Here is a 23,428-nt window from a genome sequence, read left to right as displayed (position 1 = left end):
GCCCTCGGCCGTCATGAGTTATACACGAGGACCGACCGTGCATGGGGCGACGGGCACGCGCCACCCGTCCGCCGAAAACGCTCCGCAATACACTGGTGTGCAGATGCCAAGAATGGGGAGGCGACCTGAAGGTTCGTGGACAACGCCGTAGATATCGTGGCCTCACTTGGGGTGCAGGGCTAGGAGAGATCACCACTGCGAGCGGCTTGAGGTCAACAATCTCTGACGCAGCAAGAACACCGGCGGCCACACGGAAATTTATCCGACAATGGCGTTGAGAAAGCCTTGCTCTGCATGCTCCGGGCTTCCCGTTACGGGGACATCTATAAAGTTTAAACCGTACTTTTGGGTCTGTTCGGCCAGAGAGTGCATTGAAGCAGGATAGGATGTTGTGCGGTCAAGGACCAAAGTTCGTCGGGTAAACGGGCGATCGATCCGTGTTGCTCGAGGCAGACTGCCTCAACCCGCGGCTTGAAGGCGATGACAAAACGAAAGCATCTACATGCCGCGCCAATTCAGCAACGAAAGCCCGTTCATAGGCTCCCACGTCGATCCATGTCAGTTCCCATGCGTCCTGCGCCGAAGGCCGATCCTTTGTCCCGTCGCCGTAGGAGGGCGGTTGTTAGCGGAGTTTCAGTCATGGTCCTATGCGTTTCGAAAAAAGCCGTGCCTTTGCAAAATTGGCAGCAGCTCATGATGGTCATGAATGATGTAATCCGGCTGTGCAGCCTGCAAACGCGACTCGGAAACAAATCCGCCGGTAATGGATACGCTGATAAGCCCGAGGTCGCGTGCAATATCCGTTTCAACCGGCATGTCGCCAATGATAAAGGTGGACTCGGGCTTCAGATTATTTGCTAGCATATATAGGCGAAGCCGTTCGCCTTTGCACATGCTTTTGAATTGAGTGGCGCGGCTTTCGAAGGCGAGAACCTCGCTGACGCAATCGTCGATTCTAAGCCTGCGGATTTGGGAACGAAGAGGGTCGACTATATAGCTGCTGAGAATGATCGTTGAGACCGCCTGTTGACGTGCCGCTTCTAAAATGCAGCGCGCGCCTTTGCGCAGATCGGCCTTGCTCGCCAACGGTTCGTAGGTGTCGTGAAAAATAGCGCTGCCATCGTTATCAACGATTGCGGCTTCACCTTCCGACATTCCGACACTGCGGTAAAGGACAGACAGCGGGAGCTCGCACTGTTCCCGAAAAGTTGGCATATCGATATCAGGGCGACCGAAGCGCCCTAGAATGGCGTTAATCGTTTTCAGCAACGCATCGGCGTCGTCGAGCAGCGTGCCATTCCAATCAAATACTAGAGTAGGTTTCATGATGACCTCAGGCAACGGCTGATTCCGGGAAGGGAAGATCGGCGATTAACTTGTTCAAATTCTTATTCGCGCGCTTTTGCCCCGCTGGGGTTGGCATCTCAAACGTAAACGGCGACAAATCGATTCCATCATGCCCCTGCGGAAGCAAGGATACGAGAACTTGGAAGGGTAGATAAGTGATAGCCGCAGCATTGATGGATACAGCAATTGTGCTTTCGATAATCCTGAGCATTTGCGGTTCGATGTTATGAAAACGCAGGCTTTGCTTGCGCTGTTCGGGTGGCAGGGTCTTCCATGTTTGCCAGAACGCCAACTCATCCATGGTGTCGATACCCATGCCGTAGTAATTTGGGGCCACTATAGGCGGTGAACCGATTACCCAATGCACAGCCTTGGCCCCGGCGGCAAGGAGCATATTCGTGACAGCCCGACTTGTATCGCCGCGAATGAGGGCTTCATCGGCCATGATTATGGTGCTGTCGGTAACGTCCTTCTCTGCGAAGCGGTATTTTTGGGCAATAAGAGATTTGCGCTCGCCAACGAAACCTATAAGCGTCCGTTGAGAAAGTTGTGTTGCGATGAGTTCGTGACGTTGGACGATGGCGCCGCCTTCGGCCAGTGATGCAAACAGACCATCAGCATACGGCCCTCCAGTTCGCGGCATAGAAGAAACGATAACAGGGGCGGACCCCAATTCTGCTGCCAGTCTTGGCGCAATAATTTTACCAAGAGCAACCCCGATATTGTAACGGGTTTCGAGATTAGATTGGCGTTTCGACGTGTTGGGGCTTCCCAGGTAAAGCCTTTCATAGGCGCACAGCCTGGTGTTATGTCGAGCATCGCACAGAGAGCGATCAAGACATACTCCCGTTTTTCCGTTCACATACTTGATGTGGCCTGGTAAAATTTCTCCTGCCTTGCCTCGGAGTCCGGCAAAGGCACAGTTTTCCGAAGCAAAAAGCAAAAAACCGTCTTCGGTTTGCATGAATTCTAGGGGTCGCAGACCATATCGGTTGCGGAAAGCAATGAGATTCCCTTCACCATCCAACAAGAGTGCGCTGACGGCGCCATCGATACGGTTATCGATCTCCCGAAACAGTCTTTCGTGATTCACCGGCAGACCATGCCGCCAATAATCACTTTGACAAGTGCGCTCAATCAGTTTGAGCAAGAGCTCGGCATCGGTTTCGCCGTCAAAGCTATACCCTTGGACAAGCAATTCTTCTCTAAGTTCATCAGCGTTGACCAAGGCCCCGTCTAGGGAAATAGCCAAATGGCGGAAACCGGCTTTATCGTTGTTAACGGGCTGAACGTCGCTCTCGTCCTGTTCCCTCCTAGACGGACTACTGATGTGTGCAATCGCTGCGTGAGGCCTGAAATTCGCATACAGTTCATTATAGTCAAAGGTTTCTAATTCGCTTGGCGACTGAAACGACCTTGTATATTGAACGCGCTTTCCATGCATGTAGGCGGCAAGACCGAACCCCGCCTGCCCACGAAGTGCAAGTTTCGGAAGCAGATGCTTGAGCCGATCATAAACCGTGTGCTGGGAGTGACTTGAAGGCAACAGAAAAGCGCCAGCCACACCGGACATGCCATTTATCCTTCAAAGACGACAGCACTCGACACTGCGTGTGTCGTGTTCAACCAAGACGCCGCGTCCCGAGTCCGACCCCTAAGGCAGATGTATTCCGCCGGCGCGGCGCGAAGCACGTCGTTCTGCTCGCGTTTTAGCAAGGCTCGTGCCAGCGTCTTAGGCGGCGTGCTCGTGCGGGCATATTGGCTACGGGTTTTGAAATGCGAGCGTTTTTGATCATTCGGCCGCGGTCCGAGCTGTTGGATCTACGACACGTTAGCTGAGGCGCGACACGCTTTGCGCAAATAGGTGTCACGAATTGAACGTCCGCAGCGGCAGCGGCAGCGGCGGCAAGGCGAAAATCTTCCACGATCGCCCGCCTGCGATGTCGCGGTGATTGGTTACAAGATCATCGGCCCGGTGCACCGTATGCGGTCCGCGTGAGTGCGGATGACGCAATCAGCCTCAAGAAGGACATGCGCCTGACTATAACGAAAGCTCTGCGGCTTGACCGACGGGTTGCAGGGTCGGCCTAACGCTCCCCGGTGGGCGCAATCCGCTCCGGCTTCGAAGCGATTGGATCGTAGGGAGGAGCAGGCGAGCTGCAGATAATCGGTGCCGTTGAGGTGCTCGGCATCGATCGCGATGTCACAACCGCCGCACTGAGGAGTCGTTATTAACCGTGTGTCTTGGTACGAAACCCGCGTCTCTACCCGAAGAACAATAGGTCTTTTGTAGAAGAGTGCATGGATCACTCCAGCAAGAAGACCGTGATACAGCTCTCATAGAATATGCGTCGAGGCGGGCGGGCTTACCGGGGTTGAACATCGGTTGCGAAAGCCAGACGGCGCTTACCGTTAGTAACGATGCAGGGCGGCGCCGCTCAGGAATCTGGGCGGTAGCGTTCGGGAATGCTTGGGAATTTGGAGGGATGTGCACCAAGGCAAACTTCCTGGCCGGCACAATGGCCCATCAAGGATCATCGGGACGCAACTGCGGGCCGTCCGGGGGCATTCTGAACTGATCGGTCAGCTGGCCGAGCGAAGCGGGATGTCCTCCGCGGTCACTCGCCGGTTGAGATGTACAACGACGTTCCGCCGAGGTTCGGCGAGTTGATGGAAGTTCTCCGGAGCACGATTTCGGAAGCGAGAGTCCAATTGTTGTTTCCGCCGGCGCAGAGCTCGGATGATCTTCTGTCTTCTAAGTCCCCCGATAATTAGGCGACCGCTTCTCAAAAAAGGCGTTCATTCCCTCTTGCTGATCAGACGTCGTGAATGCGTGCCTGATGGATTGTCGTTCAAACTCTAGACCGACATCAAGCGGCGTTTGGTAGGCGGCGAGTACAGCCGCTTTAGCCAGTTCCGTGGAACGCGGCGGCTTGTGCGCGATAATTTCGGCGATTTCGAGGGCGCGGCTCTGTGCCTTGCCGTCTGCCGTGACCTCGGCAACAATCCCCGCCTGAAGGGCTGCGCGCGCAGGGATAGGTTCCCCGGTCAGGATCATGAGCATCGCAAGCGATTTGCCGGCCACGCGGGTCAATCGCTGGGTTGCTCCGTCGCCTGGCAATATCCCAATATTGATCTCCGGCTGCCCGAAGGTGGCGCCTTCACCGGCGATCACGATGTCGGCCAGCAGCGCGAGCTCGTGACCACCGCCAAAACAAATCCCCTCAACCGCGGCAACAAGTGGCTTGGGGAAATTGGCAACGTCCCGCCATGCAGAACGTCGCGCGTAATTGTCGACGGCTTCGAACCCCCGTTGCCGCATTTCCTTGATATCGGCGCCGGCGGAAAAGAATGCATCGCCGCCAGTAAGAACGACGCAACGGACGTCATCATCCAGTGCGGCCTTGCGAAAGCAGGCCCCGAGCTCCGCGATCAAATCATTGCTCAGCGCGTTTCGTTTCGATGCCCTATTCAACGCCAAGAGCACCACATGAGGCAAAGGAGACGAGCAAAGAATGAGGTCAGGCTCGGCGTTCAACGTAGCACCCTTTGCAAGTTTCGGATCAGCGTCATATACACTGAAACTGTTTTCGCGAACAGCCGTCCTGCATGCCAGCTTAGCTTGCGAGGCTTCCGATCTCTGGGAAGCCTCGACTTCATCGAGGGATTTCCCTCCAACCTTTTGATCGATGAGTTCAGCACCTTCTACCGGGGGCGGATCGCGACATTCAAGTACTCCAGCCATATTCTGGATTTGGAGGACACTATCCGGGATCAGCTCCTGAAGACGCCTCTCACTAGCAATGGCAAGCCAGTCAAGAATTTTCGTTTTGTGGATCCAAAAGCAGAGCCTGGCATCCAATTGTCTGATGTCGTTGTGGGTTTACTCGGAAAGATGCATACGTACCTTGCTAATGCCGAGCGCGACGAGGACGCCGCGGATCGCGAGACTCTATCTGGGCCGAGCCTGGAAAACGCAAATCTTCTCCGCGATCTTCTTTCCGCCTCCCACGAAGCGAACATTGCCTTCCTCAATCACGTCGCGAGCGTGCACGATCTGGATAAGCTTGATCTGCTTCTCCGGTTTGCAAATGGAGAATACGCAACCTAACGTCGGTTCTTAGGAGGCGAGGGGACTCTATGAGCGTTCTTTTTCGTTCAAATCCTTGAGATGAAAATATCGCGGAAACTCGCTCATCCAAACAAGCCCGATGATGTCACGAACATTGCGTGTTACTGGGGCGAGCGTAGAGCCGTCCTGCTTTTCAAATACCCTTTGCAGAGCCTCGATCGCTGAGAGTTGCTTAAATTCGCCGTCAGAACGTTTACTGGTTGCGCATTCGGCGATGGCAGTGGCGAGATCTTCGGGTAGGTCCAGGTTACATTCCATCAGCGAAAGGGCAGCAAGGCGCGCAGCCGCAAGCTGTGGGCCGGGATCAGCCGCGTTGGCAAGAAAGCGATACCGCTCCAGCGCACGTATGGTGGTCGCCAACCCCAGCAACCGTTCGCTGGCCGAGCCGTGTTTGCTTTGCATGAGATCCCAAAGCTTCTGGAAACGCTCGTTATTGGATACGAGCTTTTCCCGGAGATCTGCACGTTCAGCGAGATCAATCCCCACGAGTAGAGTACCCACGCATAGCTGGAAGATCTGGCGGCCATAGAGCATGAGTGAACCGAAAATGCCGGTAACCTGCCTTTTGTTGGTGCCACCAGGGTAGAAGTATCGATCGCGTACCTCGCCCTCATGGGCCACGCGCGAGCGGGCATCATAAAATTGTTGAGCCCACTCACCGAGACGCTCTGTTCGCCCGAGGAGCAGCGAGATTGCGTCCACTAAGCGCTCGGTCTTTGAAGACTCGGGAAGGCGTAGGAGCGTTTCAAGGCTACCGCCAAATTGAGGAGGGCCTGGCTCGGGTTGAGACCATTCTCATTTGCTGCATTAAACCAACGCAGCGCCGAGAAGATGCGCCGCGAAGTCGATGTTTCCGGCTTATCCAATATATCCAGCAGCAGGTGATGATAGGGTAACCCCGTCATTCGATGTTCCAGATCGATGGAGAGGTCTTGTGAGATATTCAATGTCATATGCGGCTTGGGGCCGTACAGCCGTGATCCTGGCTGGACCCAGAAGGCATGCCGGAAATTGTAGAGGCCGTTGTAGCCCGGCACGTAATGATGCTGATCTGGCGCCGCTCCCGGTGTGGTCGAAATACTTTCGGTATGGTGTTCCGGACGGGTAAGCGAAACGCTCACGCGCGAAGGCGTAAACAGCACCAAGCTTGTCTCTTCAGGCGATAAAAAGACGTTCTCGAATACATCGTGCGGAGCTGCATATAAATAAGATACAACTTCGCGCAGGTTGGCGAGATGATTGAGGCGAAGATCGGCCGAATGAACTTCAATTCCTGGTAGGACAGCGTAGGAGGCGGACTTTACGCCGCAGATCATTCTGCGCAAATAGCATCGAGGCAAGTTCGCCGACTGCTTTAGCTTGGTCCGGCGGCAAGCCTTCAAGGTCTGTTGTCGAACGGAATGTGTAGCCGCCTATCTGTACGGACGATCTCGTCTTGAGGAACGGGAATATTGCTATCGCGAATTGTGGATCAATCATAAGAGCACCATAGCACGCGCGGGCCGCAATCCGGTGATAGGATAAGTACTCCATCAAATGGTGTTGGTCAAAACGATTCCGTTTTTGCACGGCGGCCTTCCGACGAAAGTTGCCTAACCCGACCTCAACGGTTTGGAGTTTGCCACTTGTCTTTAAGTAGTTTCGATAGGTTCGCGGATTCTCCTACCGTGAGATTTGACATCTCGTCCACCAGCTTCAGCAGATGGGCTGCAGGTTTCCTTGCAGGGGAGAAGAAGACCGCTCGGTCCTCTTCAGTACTCAGGTTATAGCTGGCCATGTGGTGATCCTTGACTTCAACCTGGTCAGAGAAGAGCTTGTAGGGCAGTTCATCGAATCCAATTTCAGCGATTATCGCCGAGAAGTCTTTGGCGTAGCAGTCTTGGAGCACCTTCATGTTCGTCGACGGAAAGCTGTCTTTGAATTTCTCGTTGAAGGTCGGCCTGAAGTAGCGAATAAATGCCGCCTCAAAGAGGCTCACTCGTTCCTTCTCGTCGGTGCCGAAAAGCTTATCCAGCCCGGCTTTGATCCTTTCGCCGCCTTGAGTTTGGTCTTCGGCCTTGGGGTTGAATACAGTGATCACACGAGTGCCTGGCACCACTTCAAGTAAAATCAATTCAAGACGATATCCGTCTGGCACGCCCTGGAGTGCGATTTTTGCAAGGTTTCGTGCTTTCGGAGGCGATCCAGAGCGTTGCGGGAGCCATCTGCGCCATATGCTTGCCCGATGTATTGGATGTCAAACAGTAGGCAATCATGGAGCCGTGCCATTCTTTGGAATATCTCGTCTTGAGTCACAAAGCCTCGCGTTCCCTGCTCATCAACGAGAAACCAGGCTCCATTTTCTTCCTTCAGATTCATGCCGTCGGGAATAGGCCAGTCGACCTCGTACGTTTTGCCAAGCACTTTCATTGAGACGTACAGGGTCCGTTCTGATTGCCTGGCCCCTACGAAGTCCATCTTGGGGACTTTGCCAATAAGGTAGATGTGGCAACGCTCAATCACCGACATGTACGGTTTAAGTGCCTCTTCGTCATAGATGGCGCGGGCAGGAAAGAGTGAGAAACTGTCGGCGTACAGGTGCAACGCATGTTCGACGTTAAACTTCTTGTCTTCCAACATCTCGTCAGTCTCCAATAGCGGCGAGGAACATATCTTCAACCCAAGATCGAGGCCATCAAAAGTACGCCTAACGACATTGAGGATCGGGGGCCTGAAGAGTCGTCGAGCGGCAATGCCGGAAATCCGCCATTTATAAGCCTGTCAGGAAACCCTTGAAAAAAATATAGCACTAGTGCTATAAGCTAAGGACGAATGACCACACAGAAGCCCGTAGTTTGGATCGGATCGTCAAAGGACGATTTACGGGCTTTCCCGGACGAGGTTCGCCGCGTCATGGGGTTTGCGGTCAACGATGCACAGAACGGCGACGAGCATCCTCGTGCCAAGGCCTTGAAGGGTTTTGGCGGCCGGAGTGTGCTGGAGGTCGTCGACGATGAAGATGGTGATACGTTTCGAGCCGTCTACACCCTGCGCTTCGCGGGCGTCATCTATGTCCTTCATGCCTTCCAAAAGAAGTCGAAGAAGGGGATTGAGACACCGAAGCACGACATCCAGGTGATCCAGGCCAGGTTGAAGGCAGCCGAAGCCCATTACCTGGAGAACTACGGAAAAGGAGGCAAGAAATGAGTAAGGCTATCAAAGCAACCGCCGGCAGCGAAAACATCTTCGCTGACCTTGGCTTTGCCAATCCTGAAGAGGAACTCCTCAAAGCCAAGCTTATCCGTGAGCTTCGTGCGATCATCAAGCGTCGCAAGCTTACTCAAACAAAGGCTGCAGAGCTGCTGGGTCTCAAACAACCCGATGTATCAGCCTTGGTCACCGGCCGTGTAGGGAAGTTCTCGATCGACAGAATTGTTCGATGCCTAGATCGGCTTAACTATCGGGTAGACGTGGTTATTCGCCATAAGCCAGCTCGCCGCGCATCTTCGCGAGCTGCTGCCTAAGATCGTTTCAGGCATACAGCCTAGCCACCATTATTGTGTGCACGATCGCAACGCCCTCCAACAAGATAGGACGCGAGCAGCGTCTGCCTCAAAGTTAGCTCGGGCGCATGTGGGACACGTCGAACTTCTCGGTCGAACGGCGGACCTTTCTTGATGGTGGCTGCAGCTTTGAGACTATTGTGGAGTCTATAGTTTCAGAGGCGAGGATCCTGAGAATTTGGTTGGAGCCATACCGCACAGCGAACCCAAGAGATCGGGCGGAGCGTTCGGCTCGACAGGTGTGCTTCCGTGTCCTGGTATCTCCACAGACCTTTGATTTGTTTTACAACTCTGCCGATGGTCTTAGAGGGCGGTACTTCCAAGACCCCAATCTAGGTTTCAAAGCCACCAAACAGCTCATTCACATGCTCAAACCGAGTTTAATGCAGTTTGCGGAGGCGAACTCTCCCAGGTTTGAGGTAAGGAGCAGATACGCAAGTGAAATGAGTATTACGGACGTCGGGGCATCTTTGGGTGCACCTTCCACGAAGGTGTGGGTAGGGGAAGAAGTCCTGACCTCCGGTCAGCCTGGGTTGGTTGTGCAAAGGTGGCTTGAGAACGAGGGGAGGGAAATCACGGGTTTGAGGAGCAAAGGTCCCCGATGGCGCTGCGCCCTTGAGAACGGAGAAATCGCGGTCAAGGGTGCCTTTGTTGATTCTGACGGAGTCGAGCACGTACCGGAAAGCAAGGTCAGGCGATCAGAAGAGATCCACTACTTCGGATTCACCTAGGGAGAGGCAAGGCATAGCTCCGGCGGATGAGCTCGGTAGCGAGGCGATAGCAGGTGGGAGCTTCGTCAAGAATGCTGCCTAAATGTGTGACATCTATCACACTTTGGGTGTCTTAAGCCGCTAATTTAGAAATGCTAGCACAAAAAGATTTTGAGAGGAGATAATAGAGTAATATCAATTTATTAGATCAATTGACATCCGTCTCATAACCTGAAGGTCATAGGTTCAAATCCTATCCCCGCAACCAACGCTTCCCTAGACTCTAGGGGTTCAGCCGCCCTCTCGGAAATCCTGAGCAGGGCGGCGAGTTGGCCGTAAATCTCGACCTCCACCGGCTTGTACGCCCCGCGTGAATGAATAACGACCTTCTCGACAATCTCGCGAATGGCCTCGTTGGCCTCTTTACGGCTGTCCTCGTCTGATTCGGCTAGCGCCCTTTTCAGGTTCCGCACCTTGTCGCGGTAGGCGTTCGCCGCATGCGGATGGAAGACGACTGCGGGAGGGGCGACGGCCGCAATCTCCGCCTCGATCTCGTCGCGTTCGGCATCCAGGGCCGCGAGGCGGCCCCGTAGGGCACGGCTTGGCGTTTCAGCCAGCAAGACGTCTACCGCTTTTGCAATCGCGCCGTAGATGTTGCCCAGCCGCTTTTCGAGGTCGCGGTGGCGGTTAGCTGTGGAGCTGTGCAATTCGCGCGACATCCGGTGATACTCACGGACGTACTCGGCGATCAGTTCGGGAGCCGCCAGGTTTTCCTCGATCCCCTTCAGCACCAGCGCCTCGATTGCCTCGCGCGCCACGGTGCGCCGGTTATCGCAAAGGCCAGTTTCTTTCATGCGCGTGCAGACCAGGAGGGAGCCGCGCTTGTCCCAGCCGCCAACGACGTAGCCCGCCCCGCAGCATCCGCATTTGACCAGACCGGAAAGCAGGTTCTTTGGCGGGTCGCGTAGGCGCCTTTGGGGCCGCCGCGATCCTCGCGCCGAGCCTGCACCTTGTCGCCGAGCGCAGCCGCTTGGATCAATGAGACGTCGGACTGGCCCAACGTCTACCCCGGCGTGCCCATATTGGTCACCGACGCCCAAACCAACCAGACGCGTGTTTCGCCGGGGGTCATTCAATTTTTGCCCGCCTGAGGGTATCCGCCGGCCTTGTCGTGCACTGTCGGCATCCTGCCATGTTCGGATCGGGCCCCCTTGGCCTATGGTTTGGTCAAAGGAGAACGACATGAACACCATCCTCATCGATCCGAAAATGCTTGGCTTCTGGGCCCGCTGTATCCGCGAGGCCCAGCACCTCTCCCAGGAAGCCCTCGCTGCCAACGCCTCCGTTGACATCAGGACCGTGCAGCGCTTCGAAGCGGGCAAGACCGTCAACGTCACCTCGCGGCGCGCTCTGGCCAAGGCGCTGGGTTATGACAATCCCGATGTGTTCGACGATCCCAAGTTCGCTGAGGAGGTCCTGAAGTTCTTCGACGGGCTGAAGGCCATCCAGCAGAAAAGTCTCGATGACCAGCATCCCGACCGCGTTCGGGTCAAGGCCGAGGCGCTGGCCTCGGGAACCGAGGCGATGCGGTTTGCCGACGCCGTCAACGCGATGTCGTTCGACGTCTATGATGGCCTGTCGGACGCGGCGAAGGAAGTCGCGGCCGGCTTCTGCGACTACGTGCAGGAGCTGATGGACCTGGACGACTTCCCGATGTCGGGTCGCCTTGGCATCGCCAAGGATCTGGACGATCTCTTGCAGGATCTCCGCGAGAAGGGCGCGCATGCCTACATTGCCACACGCGACCGCAAGTTTCGCGGGCGGGACTGGGGCGACAAGCCCTCCTGGGACGTGACGATCGGCTTTCTCGTCATCGTCCCGACCGACCGGCAGATCAATGAGCTGTATATCCCGCGGAAGTCCAGGTTCGCCTAGGGTAAGCCTGCGGATCGACTGACGGTTTGCGCAGGCCTCGGTTGACCAAAGTTGCAATGTGCGGCTTTTGCCGAAGTTAAGTTTGCTAAGCTTGCCTGGAGCATCGCGCTCCGGATGAACCAACCGCTATCTCGGCTGTCAGCAGACTCTCCGAACCCTAATGGAACGGTCGCATAGTCAAGTCAAACGCCTCTGCTCTGCAGGGGACGTTTTTTATTGTGCGTCGCCGCGCGTTTCATCCGCTAGCTGACATGAGCGCGGGAAACCATGACTTATTTTTTCGCGCGTGGTTTTGCCCGCTGTCCGTTTAGTTTGCCATACGCAGACAGAATTTGCGCCGTCTCGGCGCCGTCGATGATGCAGTATCGTCGTGGCCGGCGCGGATCGTACGCAAGGCTCTCAGTGGTACGAACAACGGTGTTTTCGATTTTATTGCAGTGCTGCACCACGATCAGATCGACCGGTTCATCGAACGCGCGGATCAGTTGATCGCCACGCTTGCCCATGTTGCCGGGATGGAGCGGGCCAGACACGGACGGTCCTTTAAATATAAAGGCTGCCGATGTCGGCTTGTCTTCGATCGTCAAGCGCGCCGTCTGCAGGTCGGATTTCTCGCCACCCCAATCCTTCGATACATAAGGCTCCCCGATAATGTCGGCGAAGGCTTGTTTCACCGCTACCTCAGGCATGTTCTCGATTGCTTTGAGGTCGGCTGCTGTTGGTTGGGGACTGTGCTCGACCCGTGAGAATTGATCGATGTCCTGCGCATAGACGCGGATCGACGTTGCAATAGGCATCGGAAGGGGACCGGCAGCTTCGATCTCCTCGCCGATGATGTAAGGAAAAACCTCAACTCTATGACCATGAAATTCGAAATGACCGGCAACAAGCATGCGCTTCTTGCCCTTTAATACCCCGACAGAGGTTGTCGAGAAGAAATGATCGTTGCTCATCTCTCCAAGCATGTCGAACTCGGTTGCCGCTAGAGGAATAGCACCTCTCAGGGTGGCGTTCCTAGGCGGCTTTCCTTCTTGTGCCCGCCTGATCGCCTCGGCTGCACCGGAAAACGTAAAGACGCCCCAGACGAAGCCCAAAATGCGTTTGTCGTCGACATCCTTGGTGGCAACAACCTCGGCGAGATTTGAAAACCGACCTTGTCGCAACAGGTCTTGAGCTGTCGCGGCAACGTCTCTCATTGCAAGTACCCGATCGCCTGAATTTTCGACGAGCGGGTTTTGCGCTTCGATCGCGAAATTAACGTCAGCGAGTAAGCCAAGCCGCCGGCTATTGAGATAGTACGGAAAAAGTCGATGGCGCTCAAAGCCGGCCATGGTCAACGCACTCCAATACTCGCGCTTTCGCGTTGTTACCCCGTTGGTCAGTGTTCTCTCTGAAATCCCGCTAGCACAATGCTGGATACGTCCCGCCAACTCATCCGGCCTCCCGTTCCGTGCTCATGCTGTCTTCCAGCAGCGGCAGGTCTAAGCTCGGAATCTCCGGCATGGCCTTGCCAGCGATCGCCTGAAGGTCTCCGACCATGCCAACCGTGGAGTCGACGACCGCCAGTATCTGCATCTCGCGCTTGGCCCACTGGCGCCCCATGAATTTGCGCTCCTTATCGAGATCGTCGCGCATGTCGTTGAATTTCTCGACTACGGCTTCCACACGCTGCTTGAATTTGGTTCCGGTCAGGTAATGGTAGACCTGCTCCATCTTTGTTTGCTGCCCTTGCTGGACGAGACGAGAGCTGCTCACGTCGATCAGCGCTTGGCGCAGAGCGACGGCAACCGGCAAGGCACAGCGCGGGTGAGCCACCCATATGCCGTCAACCAGGTCAAAATGCTCAATGTGTTTGGGCAGGGTATGAGAAACGATGAGCGCGACATCGGCCCCGGAGCGGCGCTGATCGTCGCGCAACTTGGCAAGCCACCCGTCGCTCCAGGCTTTGGTACGCTTGGTCTCCCACAGGATGATGCCGGCAGGCTGGCCAAGCTGGCCGTTGACCTGCTGGATCATATCGGCACCAAGCTCACCCTTGCCGACGGGTTCAATGGCGTCCATAGGGAAACGGCTTTTCAGAAGTTCCTCAAGCTCAAGTTCGAGAACCTCACCCTGCGACTGCTGCGATCCCTGCTCGGCCTTACGCTTCAGCTCCTCGATGGTCCGCGTCATCGACTCGATGGTCTGGTCTTTCTCCGCAACCCGCAGCCGTGCGGCCTCATCGGCTTCCTGCCTAGCTTTTGCGTGAATCTGGTCGACCGACGCCTGAACGCGCTTTTCGATGGTCAGATCGAGTTCACGCTTCTCCTCATCAAGCGCCCGCTGCTTGCGCATCAGCTCGGCCTGGGCCTGCTGCGCTTCGGCCAGCTTGAGGTTGTTGGCCTCCAACGCTTGGCGGAGCTCGGCCGTCTCGTCTGCCTTGGCCTTCAATTCGGCTGCGGCAGCTTCGCGCGCCTTTTTGGCCTCGGCGGCAACCAACTGGCTCCGCTCTGCGGCCAGACGTTGCTTGACCTGGTCATCGAGCGTTTCCCGATATTTGGCGAGCTGTTCGCGCTGCTGGCTCAGCTCCTCGGATTTGCGCGCGACCTCGGCATCCTTGCTGGCAAGCTGTTCCTGGAAACGCTGGCGGGTCTCCGCGAGGAGGGGGGCCGCCAGAGACTCCGTCAGCCGGATTTCGTAATTGCAATTGGGGCAGTTCAGGAGGGGTTCATGCGCGGCTCCAGCCACGGTTGCTTTGAATGTCATGACCCCCCAGTACCTTTAGGCCGGAATGAACGTAATCCGGCCGGCCTCGCCGCGCTTCCTGTGCGGCTTTACCGTTATTTCGACATCCTGGTCGAACGCTGTCAGCATCCGCATCAGCTTTTCCACTGAAACCAGCTTAAATTGACCCCGGAGCAGCTTGGATAAGTCAGGTTGTTTCATTTCGACCAGCCTAGCGGCCTCGGTCTGCGTGATCTCGCGCTCAGCCATCAGCCGCTTCAGCTGGACAACAAGGGCAGCTTTGAGCTGATGCTCCTCGGCATTGGGCAGGCCGAGATCAGCGAAAATGTTGCCGGAGCCCCGGCTGTGGGCGGGCAGCTTCTTCTTGATGCTCATCATCGGTCTCCTTTTGTTGCTCTATGAATAGCCTCAGCCTCCCGTAGGCGTTGCCGAATGAGGTCAACGTGCCTTTGCGGAGTGGCGATTCCGCTGGTGGATTTCGTCTGAAACGCGTGCAGGACGTACAGGACGCCCTCCAGCCGCGTTGTGTAGACGGTCCGGTAGGTATCGCCGTCGAAGTTGTCGCGAATCTCCAGAACCCCGCTGAAACCTTTGAGCGGCTTCGCATTCCGCGGATGTTCGCCGAGCTGCGCTTCAAAAAGGGACTGGCCGAATCTCGCTTCGGACAGCCACGGGAAACGCCCGCAGGTCTTTCTTGCTCGAACCCACGAAAACTGTGGGTTTGATCGCGCGCAGTAGATCATTCACTCGAATATAGCAATATACCTATAGGGTACTGTCAACAGTGTCCCCAGCCTGCAGCTTGACAATGCAACCCGAGAGACATCCACTGCGCAATCAATGATTTTATCTAGTTATACCTACAATCGACATTGGGTAGCCATGACAGGCGACAGCGATTTATTTGATTGGTGTGCCACACGTCCCAGCTGGCAACAGGAAGCCATCCGGCTCTTGACCGCCAAGCCGAGACTGGACGCTGAAGAACTCGACCAGCTGGAGGACGCTGTAAAGAAGGATGCGGGCATCACCGCGGGAACGTCGCCGGTCTGGCCTGCCTTGACCAAGACTCATCTCAAGGCTGGCAACAAGTTCGCTCCCGTCACCGTTCTGGGCTCGATCGGCCCGCTTCGCAACATTGACCGTCTGGCGGCAAAGCAGCCACCGCTCAAGTTCGCTATCAATGGCATCACACTCATCTACGGGGCCAACGGCTCGGGCAAGAGCGGCTATTGTCGCATTGCCAAGAAAATCTGCCACTGTCTGCATGACGTGACCTTGCGCGGCAACGTGTTCGAGCCGGCATCGGCCGATCCGCGCGAAGTTACCCTGACCTTCCGCGTCGATGGGGAGAAGGCCCGTACCGTCGTTTGGGATGATCGGAATGCGCCGCCGCCCGAGCTGGGCCGCATATCCGTCTTCGACAGTGATGCGGCCGGGCTTTACGTCGACGCTGAGCGCAACATCGAGTTTTTACCGTTCGAACTCGCGCTGCTGACCAATCTCGCCGAGGCGGTACGCACCCTGGACGGCCGCTTCAGGGTAGAAGAAGCGCGACTGGTCAAAGCGCATCAAGCGCCACTGCCGCAGGGATATGACAAGACCACAAAGATCTCGATGATGCTGGCAAAGGTGAAAGCTGACGAGCACCTGCCAGACGAGGCTTCCATGCGTGCTTTGGCCGTGTGGGAAGAGAAGGACGAGGCTGATCTTCAGGCCATAAAGCTGGAGCTGGGGAGCGACCCGGCGCTTGTAAAGAGAGTCAAAGAGGCGACCAAGTCAGCGGTCGACACGATCGTCGCCGATGCGAACGCCATTTTCAAGGCGATCGGCAATGACGGTCTGGCGGGCTTGAAAGAGGCGCGGCAGAAAGCCGCTCAGACGCGAGACGCCGCGAAAGCAGCCGCTTCCGCTTTGGCAACAGAATCAGCGGTCCCGCAGCTGGGCAGCGACACTTGGCGTCAGATGCTGATGTATGCCCGCGATTTCGCGGCCGAAGCGTTCCCCACCGTTGAGCCGCCCCAGCTGGCTAACGCCAATACTTGTGTGCTCTGCCATCAGCCGCTCGATGCGCGGGCACAAGCGCGCTTGGCCGCTTTTGACGCGTACGTTGAAGGCCGCGCCAATGCGGATGCTGAGGCGGCCAAAAAGGATTTTGGCGAAAGGGCCAAAGCGATCCTCGACCTCAGAATTGCTGGCGGTCAGGACATCAAGGACAAGCTGGTAAATTTCGTCGAGGCATCGGAATCCCGCCACGCGCTGGTGGACCGGCTTGAGCAGTTTTACACCGCCAGCCAGGAGCGCCACAGTCTTGTTTCAGCAGCCATTAGGGCCGTCGACTACGCGGGGCTTGACGGTCTCCCGGATCTCGACCGCACAGTGATCGACGATCTGGTGGCAGAAGCCACTGTCCTTGCGAAGGAGATCGACGACCTGAAACCGACGCCGGATCAGGCCGCCAAACGCCTTCAGCGTCAGCAAAAGCTAGATGAACTTGAAGCGCGGAAGAAGTTCTCCGCCGATATCGAAACGTTCGTGGCCCGGCGCAACTCGCTTGAGCTGCTGGTCAAGACCAAGGCCTGCACAACAGCCTGTTCTGTGGCCGGCATCACGGCGCTCATTACGCGTATGCGGCGCAAGGTTTTGACCACGTCGCTGCAAAATAGTCTTCAGGACGAGATTGACGCCCTCGACCTCGGGCACCTGCCGTTAAAGCTGTCTGACCGTGGAGAGGTGGGCAAGAGCAAAGTTCAGATCGGGCTGGAGACCAAGCAGAAGGTCGGCAAAAACAGCGACATTCTGAGCGAAGGAGAGAAACGCGCACTTGCTCTGGCAGGCTTTCTTGCCGAGCTTAAAGAGGTCGGCGTCAGGCACGGCATCGTCGTTGATGATCCGGTATCGTCGCTTGATCATGCCCGGATGGAGGCCGTCGCAAAGCGACTAGTGAAAGAGGCGAAAGCCGGTAGGCAAGTCATCATCTTCACGCACAACCTGTTCTTTCATTACGCCGTATTCGAAGAAGCTAAAGATATGAAGGTCCCGCTGCGGCAAGAATGGATTGCCAAGCATGGTGATGGACGCTTCGGGATCATCGACGTCGGCCAGCAACCGTGGATTTCGATGAGCGTTGCCAAGAGGCTTCCGATCATCGACGGCTTGCTCAAAGCAAAGAAGCCAACGTATTCGGAAGCCGACGAGGCCGAGCGATCGTTTGTGACCGGTGTTTACACCAAGATGCGCGAGACCTGGGAGCACACCATCGAGGAAGTTCTATTCGCCGGCGTGGTCGGGCGATTTCGGCCAAACGTGGCTACCATGCAATTAAGAGCAGCCCATGTCGACAAGTCGGACTATGAGGCGGTGTACGCTGGAATGACGCGGTGCTCGAAGTACTCCGGCCATGATCAAGCCGCAGGTGTCCCGGCTGATCTTCCCAAATTCACGGAGATAGAAGCGGATTTTAACAAGCTCAACTCATATGTGGTCGCGGCGAATACTCGCCGGAAAAAACTCGAGGAGGAAGGCCGCAATTCTGAAAAGAGTCCGATGGCAGCCGACACGCTTTGAAGCATTGGTCATTGGCCCTCGGGCGGAATTCGATCACCGCAAATGCCGCAGTCTTGCTCCCTTCGGCGGTCCTGGCCCGGATCAGCTCGCGCTCGAACTCGGCCATGCCGCCCATAACGGTGACCATAAGGCGACCGTGCGGCGTTGTCGTATCCGCCCAGGGATCACCTATAGACCGGAAACCCGCCTTCTTGCGCTCCAAGTGCGCGAGGATGTTCAGAAGGTCGCGTGTTGACCGCGCCATGCGATCCAGGCGCGTCACAACGACCACGTCGCCCGCCCTGACCGTGCGAAGGAGCTTTTTGAGTTGCGGCCGGTTCGACTCGGCGCCGCTGATCTTCTCAGCGAATATACGGCCAGCTTCCAGGCCAAGCGCGGCGAGCTGGCCCGCCAATGACTGGCCTCCCGTGCTGACCCTGGCATAGCCGTAGATCATGCCGCGGCCCTTGCAATACTCCTGATTTTGCAAGAGGGCGGGACCGCTAGGCATCTTGGAGCCGCTTACGTCCCTTGGTGAATCTTTTCAACAATATGCATGGTTGACTCAACATCCGGAACGCTTTTCATTTTCGTCATTATTGTCGCCTAAGCGCCTAAAGCGTAAATCAGAAATTTTGCGAATCTACGCCGCCGACTTACCCCGCGTTCTGTTGGGGGGAAGAGCAGAGTTGGAGGCTTCAATGGTCTTTGCTGTGGCTTTCGGGGTCCTCATTGGGCTCGTCATCGTGGGCGTGCCCTGGATGTTGCTCATGTGGTTGACCGGTGAATTCAAGTACCCCTCCAGGCCAAAGCACAGCCCAAACCAGATCAGGAGATTTTCATGAGAACGTTCCGCGCGCTTGCGGTCCTGTCCGCTTGCGCACTGCTGTCAGCATGTGGACCAAGCAGCAGCGATATTGCCCGCGCAGTCGGAAGAAATGACGTCAGCGACATGAGCTGCACAGCAGCGGTCGGGCAACCGGCATCACGTGATGGCATTCGCGTGGGGAAGTTGCCGACCGGCAGAACCGAACGCGCGAGATTGGAGATAGGTGTTTGACGTCCGAAAGAGGACCAGGGAATCGCCGAGAAGCGTCATGTTTTCGCTTCCGCGCCAGCGCTCACGCTTTGCTCTCATTGGCCGCGGTCGTTATTCCGGACGGTAGGCTTCGTTTGAGGTTTTTCGCCTGTTGCCTGATCGGCCCGGTGCAGGTCAGCGGCGGGCGGGTGCCGCAAATTTGCGAGTTGGAGCAGCTTTGCGATGCTGCCATTCGTTTTCACCGGAATGTAGTTAAGTTCAATCGCCTCGAATTCGTCCCGTAAGGAGGTTTTTGGCAAATGGCAAAGTTAAACATCAACGGCAGAGATCTCTCCGTGGATGCGGCACGCGATATGCCGCTGCTCTGGGTCACGTGTGGACGGCGCCCTGGCAAGAACTTTCTGACGTTTTGCAGCATTGGTCGGGTGCGGTCACGTGTCCGGCCTGTTGATGCGGCAGGTGTAGCCGCTGGCCCTAATGCTCTGCGCGGATCGGGTCCCAATCGTTCGCATGCACTTGAAAGTGCGTTGACCCAAACGGGCTCTCCCAATCCCCGGAACAACCGTATCTGCATTACGTCGTCATGCCCTCGCCAATCGTTGAAACTCCTATTGTCTATGCTGCTGGCAGCAATCTTGGCTCTTTGAACTGCTCTCCGCGTACCATCATGGCCCAGGCCATGCGCGCAATTTTATTGGCAAGCGCCACGGCGGCGACCTTGATCGGCCGGCGCTCCATAATATGCGCAAGCCAGAGGCGCCGCGTGCCATGCTGCCGCGCATATCGGATAACGGCCATGGCGCCCGTGACGAGCAGCCATCGCAAATACCGGTTTCCCTGCTTTGAGATTCTACCCAGACGTTCCTTGCCACCGGTCGAATGCTGCTTGGGAACAAGCCCGATCCAGGCGGCCAGGCTTCGTCCGGACGAGAACTCTTTCCAATCACCAACTTCTGAGACCAGGGCGGTGGCGACGATGGGACCAACGCCTGGGATCTGCTCGAGCCGGCGACTTTCTTCGCTTGAACGATGCCAGGCATGGATGCGCTTCTCGATAGCTCCGATCTCAGCTGCGATCGCGGCGTGTTGGCGGGCAAGAACATCGAGGCTGAACCGTGCGGCCGCGGGTATCCGACCATCCTTCTCGTCAGCAATGATCTTGAACAGCTCGGCTGTGCCGTTGCGCCCCTTTGCCGAGATAATGCCGAGCTCGGCCAGGTGACCGCGGATCGCGTTCGACAGCATCGTTCGCTGACGGACCAGTAGCTGTCGGCTGCGATGCAGCATCAGGCCTGATTGTTGCTGCTCGCTTTTGGTCGGCACAAAACGCATCGACGGACGTGTCACTGCCTCGCAGATCGCCGCAGCATCATTAGCGTCGTTCTTACTGCGCTTGAGATAAGCCTTCACATAACTGGGCGGCATCAGCCGCACCGTATGGCCGAGCGCCTGGAGCTCACGGCTCCAATGATGGGCACTTGGGCAGGCTTCAATGCCAACAACGCAAGCCGGCAAAGTCGAGAAGAACTCCAGCACCTTGGCGCGGCTCACACGCTTGCGGATCACAACCGCGCCATCAACATCTGCGCCGTGAACCTGGAAGACTGACTTCGCAATATCGAGACCAATCGTGCTAACCTCGCCCATGGACGGCTCCCCTCAAAGTGGTTTGCTTCAACGCAACCACCCTATGGCACTTCGATGCCGCAGAGTGGGCGCCGTCCACAGCATCATCCGCGAGCAATTGCAGATGACCGGTACGAAGTTCGGTTGCGGCGCAGGCCTCTGCGGCGCCTGCACGGTTCACGTCAACGGCGAAGCCGTTCGTTCCTGCCAGACCCTGGTGAGCGATGCCGTCGGCAAGAAGATCACCACCATCGAGGGTCTTTCCGCCAAGGGCGACCATCCGCTGCAGAAGGCCTGGATCGCCGAGCAGGTACCGCAATGCGGCTATTGCCAGTCCGGCCAGATCATGCAGGCGGCAGCGTTGCTTTCCAAGAATTCGAATCCCACCAAGGATGAAGTGATCGCGCATATGGACGGCAATCTGTGCCGTTGCATGACCTATTCGCGCATTCAGAAGGCGATCATGCGCGCCGCATCGGAAATGCGTACTGCCTCCAACGCCGGCACCGAGCGGAGGGCCACATGAATAAGCACATGAAAGTCAATGATAGCGCGCCGGCCGATCTCAGCCGCCGCTCGTTCCTGGTCGGCTCGGCAGCCACCGGTCTCGTGCTCGGCTATGCCGCGGTCCCCGGCATCGATTCTGCGCTCGCCGCGCCCTCCAACTTCGAACCTTCGGTCTGGTACTCGATCGCGCCCGACGGCCTGGTCACCGTCACCTGCGGCAAGGCCGACATGGGCCAGCACATCGCCTCCACCATGGCGCAGATCGTGGCCGAGGAGCTCGGCGCGAACTGGAAGGACATGCGGGTCCAGCTTGCCTCCAACGATCCGAAGTTCAACGATCCGGTGCTCGGCGCCCAGATTACCGGCGGCAGCTGGAGCACGATGATGAATTTCGAGGCGATGAGCCGCGCGGGCGCCGCGGGGCGGATCGCATTGACGGAAGCGGCAGCAGGCATCATGGGCGTGCCCGCGGGCGAACTGGTGGTGCGCAATTCCACCGTCTCGCATCCGAAGTCGAAGAAGTCGATGACGTTTGCCGAAATCGTCAAGAGCGGCAAGATCACCAAGACTTTCACGGCTGATGAACTCAAGGCGATCAAGCTGAAGACGCCCGATCAGTACACCATGATCGGCGTGTCGGTGCCGCAGCTCGACATTCCGCCCAAGGTCAACGGCACGGCCAAATACGGCATCGACGTCATGCTGCCGGGCATGGTCTACGGCAAGGTCGTCACGCCGCCTGTGCGCTATGGCGCCACCGTGAAATCAGTCGACGATTCCGCTGCCAAGAAAGTGCCGGGTTTCATCAAGGCGGTGACGCTCGACGACCAAACTGGCAGCACGACCGGATGGGTGGTGGCGGTCGCCAATACCTATGCCAACGCCCGTAAGGCGGCCGATGCGCTGAAGATCACCTACGACAACGGCCCGAACGCCAAGCTGTCGAGCCAGTCGTTGCTCGACGAGGCCAAGCGGCTGCAGGCGCAGGACGATTCCGGGCAGTTCTTCGTCAAGGACGGCGACCCGCGGCGGCCTTCGGGACCGCGGCCAAGGTGCTGGAGGCCGAATACACCACCAGCATCAACATCCATGCGCCGCTGGAGCCGATGAACGCGACCGCCGAGTTCAAAGGCGAAATCCTGCACATCTATTCGGGCAACCAGATTGCGACGCGCACCGGGGCAATCGCGGCCGCAGCGGCCGGGATCGATCCGAAGTTCGTCGTGATGCACCAGATGTGGCTTGGCGGCGGTTTCGGCCGGCGGTTGGATGCCGACATGATGGTGCCGGCGGTGCAGGCGGCGAAGGCCGTCGGCAAGCCGGTCAAGGTCATCTACTCGCGCGAAAACGACATGACCATGGACTATTCGCGTCCACTGACCTTCCAGAAGGTCAAGGCGGGCCTGGATGGCGACGGCAAGCTGATCGCGCTCAATCACGACGTGGTGTCGGCCTGGCCAACTGCGCGCTGGGGAATCCCGGATTTCCTGACGCCATCGGTCGACAAGAAGGGACCGCTCGACTCGTTCACCGTGAACGGCGCGGACTTCTTCTATTCCGTGCCCAATCACAATGTCCGTGCGATCAAGAACGAGTTGGCGCATACCGCGACGCCGTCCGGTCCGCTGCGCTCGGTGGCGCCGGGCTGGACCTTCTGGGCGGTCGAAAGCATGATCGACGAACTCGCGCATGCGGCCGGCCAGGATCCGGCGCAGTATCGGATCGCGTTGCTTGACGGTAAAGGCAAGAAGGATGGCGGCGCGCAACGGCTGCGCAACACCCTGCTCGCAGCGATGGGCATGGCCGGCTACGGCACGACCAAGCTGCCGAAGGGCGAGGGCATGGGTATCGCCTGCGTCTCGTCGCAGGAGCGGGCGACCGCAAGCTGGACTGCCTGCGTCGCTCATGTCGCCGTGTCGTCGTCCGGCGAGGTCAAGGTCAAGAAGTTGACGGTGGCAACCGATGTCGGCATGCAGGTGCACCCTGACAACATCGGCGCCCAGGTCGAGGGCGCGGCGCTGTGGGGCCTTTCGCTCGCCATGTACGAGAAGGCGACGCTGAAGGACGGCGGTATCGAACAGACCAATTTCGATAGCTACACGCCGTTGCGGATGAGCCAGACGCCGGAAGTCGCCGTCAACGTCATCGCCAACGGCGACAAGCCGACCGGCGTCGGCGAGCCGGCGGTCACGGTCGTTGCGCCGGCGATCGGCAACGCCATCTTCAATGCCTCCGGCGCCCGCGTCCGCGCATTGCCGATCACGCCGGAAGCCGTGAAGGGCGCGATGAAGGCGTAAGCCCCGGTCACAAACACCCGACA

At 57.4% G+C, this 23,428-nt stretch carries 20 protein-coding genes and 1 pseudogene; 7 read left to right on the top strand and 14 right to left on the bottom strand.

Translation table 11 applies throughout. The features are described 5' to 3' along the window. Positions 1-645: 645 nt before the first annotated feature. From IVA95_RS29330 to IVA95_RS29320, 3 genes are all read right to left on the bottom strand, one after another. Positions 646-1,341 carry an HAD hydrolase-like protein gene (locus IVA95_RS29330; protein ID WP_247513623.1) on the bottom strand — a complete coding sequence of 232 codons (696 nt, stop codon included), beginning with the start codon at positions 1,339-1,341 and terminating at the stop codon, positions 646-648. Beyond that, on the bottom strand, positions 1,334-2,920 hold the full coding sequence (locus IVA95_RS29325) for a hypothetical protein (protein WP_247513622.1): 1,587 nt from the start codon (positions 2,918-2,920) through the stop codon (positions 1,334-1,336). Before IVA95_RS29325 ends, IVA95_RS29330 begins: the two co-directional genes overlap by 8 nt. Before the next feature lie 1,182 nt (positions 2,921-4,102). Continuing rightward, on the bottom strand, positions 4,103-4,885 hold the full coding sequence (locus tag IVA95_RS29320) for an enoyl-CoA hydratase-related protein (RefSeq protein ID WP_247513621.1): 783 nt from the start codon (positions 4,883-4,885) through the stop codon (positions 4,103-4,105). On the opposite strand from IVA95_RS29320, the gene IVA95_RS29315 reads away from it, so the two are divergent. After that, positions 4,838-5,458: a DUF3800 domain-containing protein gene (locus IVA95_RS29315; protein WP_346658068.1), complete on the top strand. Its 621-nt coding sequence runs from the start codon at positions 4,838-4,840 to the stop codon at positions 5,456-5,458. The two genes, IVA95_RS29320 and IVA95_RS29315, sit on opposite strands and share 48 nt — an antisense overlap. Before the next feature lie 27 nt (positions 5,459-5,485). Here IVA95_RS29315 and IVA95_RS29310 read toward each other — a convergent pair whose 3' ends face one another. From IVA95_RS29310 to IVA95_RS29295, 4 genes are all read right to left on the bottom strand, one after another. Further along, on the bottom strand, positions 5,486-6,181 hold the full coding sequence (locus IVA95_RS29310; protein ID WP_247513619.1) for a hypothetical protein: 696 nt from the start codon (positions 6,179-6,181) through the stop codon (positions 5,486-5,488). Then, positions 6,181-6,804 carry a hypothetical protein gene (locus IVA95_RS29305; RefSeq protein ID WP_247513618.1) on the bottom strand — a complete coding sequence of 208 codons (624 nt, stop codon included), beginning with the start codon at positions 6,802-6,804 and terminating at the stop codon, positions 6,181-6,183. The genes IVA95_RS29310 and IVA95_RS29305 overlap by 1 nt, the downstream gene beginning before the upstream one ends. A gap of 278 nt (positions 6,805-7,082) precedes the next feature. After that, positions 7,083-7,592 carry a hypothetical protein gene (locus IVA95_RS29300; protein ID WP_247513617.1) on the bottom strand — a complete coding sequence of 170 codons (510 nt, stop codon included), beginning with the start codon at positions 7,590-7,592 and terminating at the stop codon, positions 7,083-7,085. Next, positions 7,589-8,098 carry a hypothetical protein gene (locus IVA95_RS29295; protein ID WP_247513616.1) on the bottom strand — a complete coding sequence of 170 codons (510 nt, stop codon included), beginning with the start codon at positions 8,096-8,098 and terminating at the stop codon, positions 7,589-7,591. Before IVA95_RS29295 ends, IVA95_RS29300 begins: the two co-directional genes overlap by 4 nt. Before the next feature lie 192 nt (positions 8,099-8,290). Here IVA95_RS29295 and IVA95_RS29290 point away from each other — a divergent pair, with 192 nt between their 5' ends. Together IVA95_RS29290 and IVA95_RS29285 are read left to right on the top strand one after the other, a co-directional pair. After that, entirely contained in the window at positions 8,291-8,665 is a 375-nt protein-coding gene (locus IVA95_RS29290; protein WP_247513615.1) for a type II toxin-antitoxin system RelE/ParE family toxin, read from the top strand. Beyond that, positions 8,662-8,982: a helix-turn-helix transcriptional regulator gene (locus IVA95_RS29285; protein ID WP_247513614.1), complete on the top strand. Its 321-nt coding sequence runs from the start codon at positions 8,662-8,664 to the stop codon at positions 8,980-8,982. Before IVA95_RS29290 ends, IVA95_RS29285 begins: the two co-directional genes overlap by 4 nt. A 973-nt stretch (positions 8,983-9,955) precedes the next feature. On the opposite strand, the gene IVA95_RS29280 is transcribed toward IVA95_RS29285, so the two are convergent. After that, positions 9,956-10,975, bottom strand: coding sequence for a zinc ribbon domain-containing protein (locus tag IVA95_RS29280; RefSeq protein ID WP_247513613.1), 1,020 nt, complete (start codon positions 10,973-10,975; stop codon positions 9,956-9,958). On the opposite strand from IVA95_RS29280, the gene IVA95_RS29275 reads away from it, so the two are divergent. Further along, the gene (locus tag IVA95_RS29275) at positions 10,974-11,666 is read left to right on the top strand and encodes a helix-turn-helix transcriptional regulator (RefSeq protein WP_247513612.1); all 693 of its coding nucleotides are present in this window, start codon (positions 10,974-10,976) and stop codon (positions 11,664-11,666) included. The genes IVA95_RS29280 and IVA95_RS29275 overlap by 2 nt on opposite strands. A 272-nt stretch (positions 11,667-11,938) precedes the next feature. On the opposite strand, the gene IVA95_RS29270 is transcribed toward IVA95_RS29275, so the two are convergent. From IVA95_RS29270 to IVA95_RS29255, 4 genes are all read right to left on the bottom strand, one after another. Continuing rightward, entirely contained in the window at positions 11,939-12,997 is a 1,059-nt protein-coding gene (locus IVA95_RS29270) for a hypothetical protein (RefSeq protein WP_247513611.1), read from the bottom strand. 100 nt (positions 12,998-13,097) lie between these two features. Further along, entirely contained in the window at positions 13,098-14,411 is a 1,314-nt protein-coding gene (locus tag IVA95_RS29265; RefSeq protein ID WP_247513610.1) for a DUF2130 domain-containing protein, read from the bottom strand. Between the two features lie 15 nt (positions 14,412-14,426). After that, positions 14,427-14,768: a helix-turn-helix transcriptional regulator gene (locus IVA95_RS29260; RefSeq protein ID WP_247513609.1), complete on the bottom strand. Its 342-nt coding sequence runs from the start codon at positions 14,766-14,768 to the stop codon at positions 14,427-14,429. Further along, the gene (locus tag IVA95_RS29255) at positions 14,765-15,133 is read right to left on the bottom strand and encodes a type II toxin-antitoxin system RelE/ParE family toxin (RefSeq protein ID WP_346658067.1); all 369 of its coding nucleotides are present in this window, start codon (positions 15,131-15,133) and stop codon (positions 14,765-14,767) included. The genes IVA95_RS29260 and IVA95_RS29255 overlap by 4 nt, the downstream gene beginning before the upstream one ends. A gap of 139 nt (positions 15,134-15,272) precedes the next feature. Between IVA95_RS29255 and IVA95_RS29250 the strand changes: the two genes are divergently transcribed. Further along, entirely contained in the window at positions 15,273-17,957 is a 2,685-nt protein-coding gene (locus IVA95_RS29250; RefSeq protein ID WP_247513608.1) for an AAA family ATPase, read from the top strand. On the opposite strand, the gene IVA95_RS29245 is transcribed toward IVA95_RS29250, so the two are convergent. Further along, entirely contained in the window at positions 17,860-18,393 is a 534-nt protein-coding gene (locus IVA95_RS29245) for a recombinase family protein (RefSeq protein ID WP_247513607.1), read from the bottom strand. The two genes, IVA95_RS29250 and IVA95_RS29245, sit on opposite strands and share 98 nt — an antisense overlap. A gap of 1,197 nt (positions 18,394-19,590) precedes the next feature. Next, positions 19,591-20,622 carry an IS110 family transposase gene (locus IVA95_RS29240; protein WP_247513606.1) on the bottom strand — a complete coding sequence of 344 codons (1,032 nt, stop codon included), beginning with the start codon at positions 20,620-20,622 and terminating at the stop codon, positions 19,591-19,593. A 43-nt stretch (positions 20,623-20,665) separates the two neighbouring features. Between IVA95_RS29240 and IVA95_RS29235 the strand changes: the two genes are divergently transcribed. Together IVA95_RS29235 and IVA95_RS29230 are read left to right on the top strand one after the other, a co-directional pair. Continuing rightward, a complete protein-coding gene (locus tag IVA95_RS29235; RefSeq protein ID WP_247513605.1) occupies positions 20,666-21,127 on the top strand; it encodes a (2Fe-2S)-binding protein in 462 nt (153 codons plus the stop codon). Next, positions 21,124-23,405: pseudogene (locus IVA95_RS29230) on the top strand (molybdopterin cofactor-binding domain-containing protein). Before IVA95_RS29235 ends, IVA95_RS29230 begins: the two are co-directional and overlap by 4 nt. Positions 23,406-23,428: the final 23 nt, after the last annotated feature.

It is taken from the genome of Bradyrhizobium sp. 157, from assembly GCF_023073815.1.
Taxonomy (GTDB): Bacteria; Pseudomonadota; Alphaproteobacteria; order Rhizobiales; family Xanthobacteraceae; genus Bradyrhizobium.
This window is presented reverse-complemented; position numbering and strand designations above follow the sequence as displayed.

What these genes read in the sequence shown, in the direction of transcription:
- IVA95_RS29325 (WP_247513622.1), bottom strand. Translation starts at nt 2,920, where the DNA reads ATGTCCGGTGTGGCTGGCGCTTTTCTGTTGCCTTCAAGTCACTCCCAG.
- IVA95_RS29315 (WP_346658068.1), top strand. Translation starts at nt 4,838, where the DNA reads ATGAGGCAAAGGAGACGAGCAAAGAATGAGGTCAGGCTCGGCGTTCAA.
- IVA95_RS29295 (WP_247513616.1), bottom strand. Translation starts at nt 8,098, where the DNA reads ATGTTGGAAGACAAGAAGTTTAACGTCGAACATGCGTTGCACCTGTAC.
- IVA95_RS29290 (WP_247513615.1), top strand. Translation starts at nt 8,291, where the DNA reads ATGACCACACAGAAGCCCGTAGTTTGGATCGGATCGTCAAAGGACGAT.
- IVA95_RS29285 (WP_247513614.1), top strand. Translation starts at nt 8,662, where the DNA reads ATGAGTAAGGCTATCAAAGCAACCGCCGGCAGCGAAAACATCTTCGCT.
- IVA95_RS29275 (WP_247513612.1), top strand. Translation starts at nt 10,974, where the DNA reads ATGAACACCATCCTCATCGATCCGAAAATGCTTGGCTTCTGGGCCCGC.
- IVA95_RS29280 (WP_247513613.1), bottom strand. Translation starts at nt 10,975, where the DNA reads ATGTCGTTCTCCTTTGACCAAACCATAGGCCAAGGGGGCCCGATCCGA.
- IVA95_RS29270 (WP_247513611.1), bottom strand. Translation starts at nt 12,997, where the DNA reads ATGGCCGGCTTTGAGCGCCATCGACTTTTTCCGTACTATCTCAATAGC.
- IVA95_RS29265 (WP_247513610.1), bottom strand. Translation starts at nt 14,411, where the DNA reads ATGACATTCAAAGCAACCGTGGCTGGAGCCGCGCATGAACCCCTCCTG.
- IVA95_RS29260 (WP_247513609.1), bottom strand. Translation starts at nt 14,768, where the DNA reads ATGATGAGCATCAAGAAGAAGCTGCCCGCCCACAGCCGGGGCTCCGGC.
- IVA95_RS29255 (WP_346658067.1), bottom strand. Translation starts at nt 15,133, where the DNA reads ATGATCTACTGCGCGCGATCAAACCCACAGTTTTCGTGGGTTCGAGCA.
- IVA95_RS29250 (WP_247513608.1), top strand. Translation starts at nt 15,273, where the DNA reads ATGACAGGCGACAGCGATTTATTTGATTGGTGTGCCACACGTCCCAGC.
- IVA95_RS29245 (WP_247513607.1), bottom strand. Translation starts at nt 18,393, where the DNA reads ATGATCTACGGCTATGCCAGGGTCAGCACGGGAGGCCAGTCATTGGCG.
- IVA95_RS29240 (WP_247513606.1), bottom strand. Translation starts at nt 20,622, where the DNA reads ATGGGCGAGGTTAGCACGATTGGTCTCGATATTGCGAAGTCAGTCTTC.
- IVA95_RS29235 (WP_247513605.1), top strand. Translation starts at nt 20,666, where the DNA reads ATGGCACTTCGATGCCGCAGAGTGGGCGCCGTCCACAGCATCATCCGC.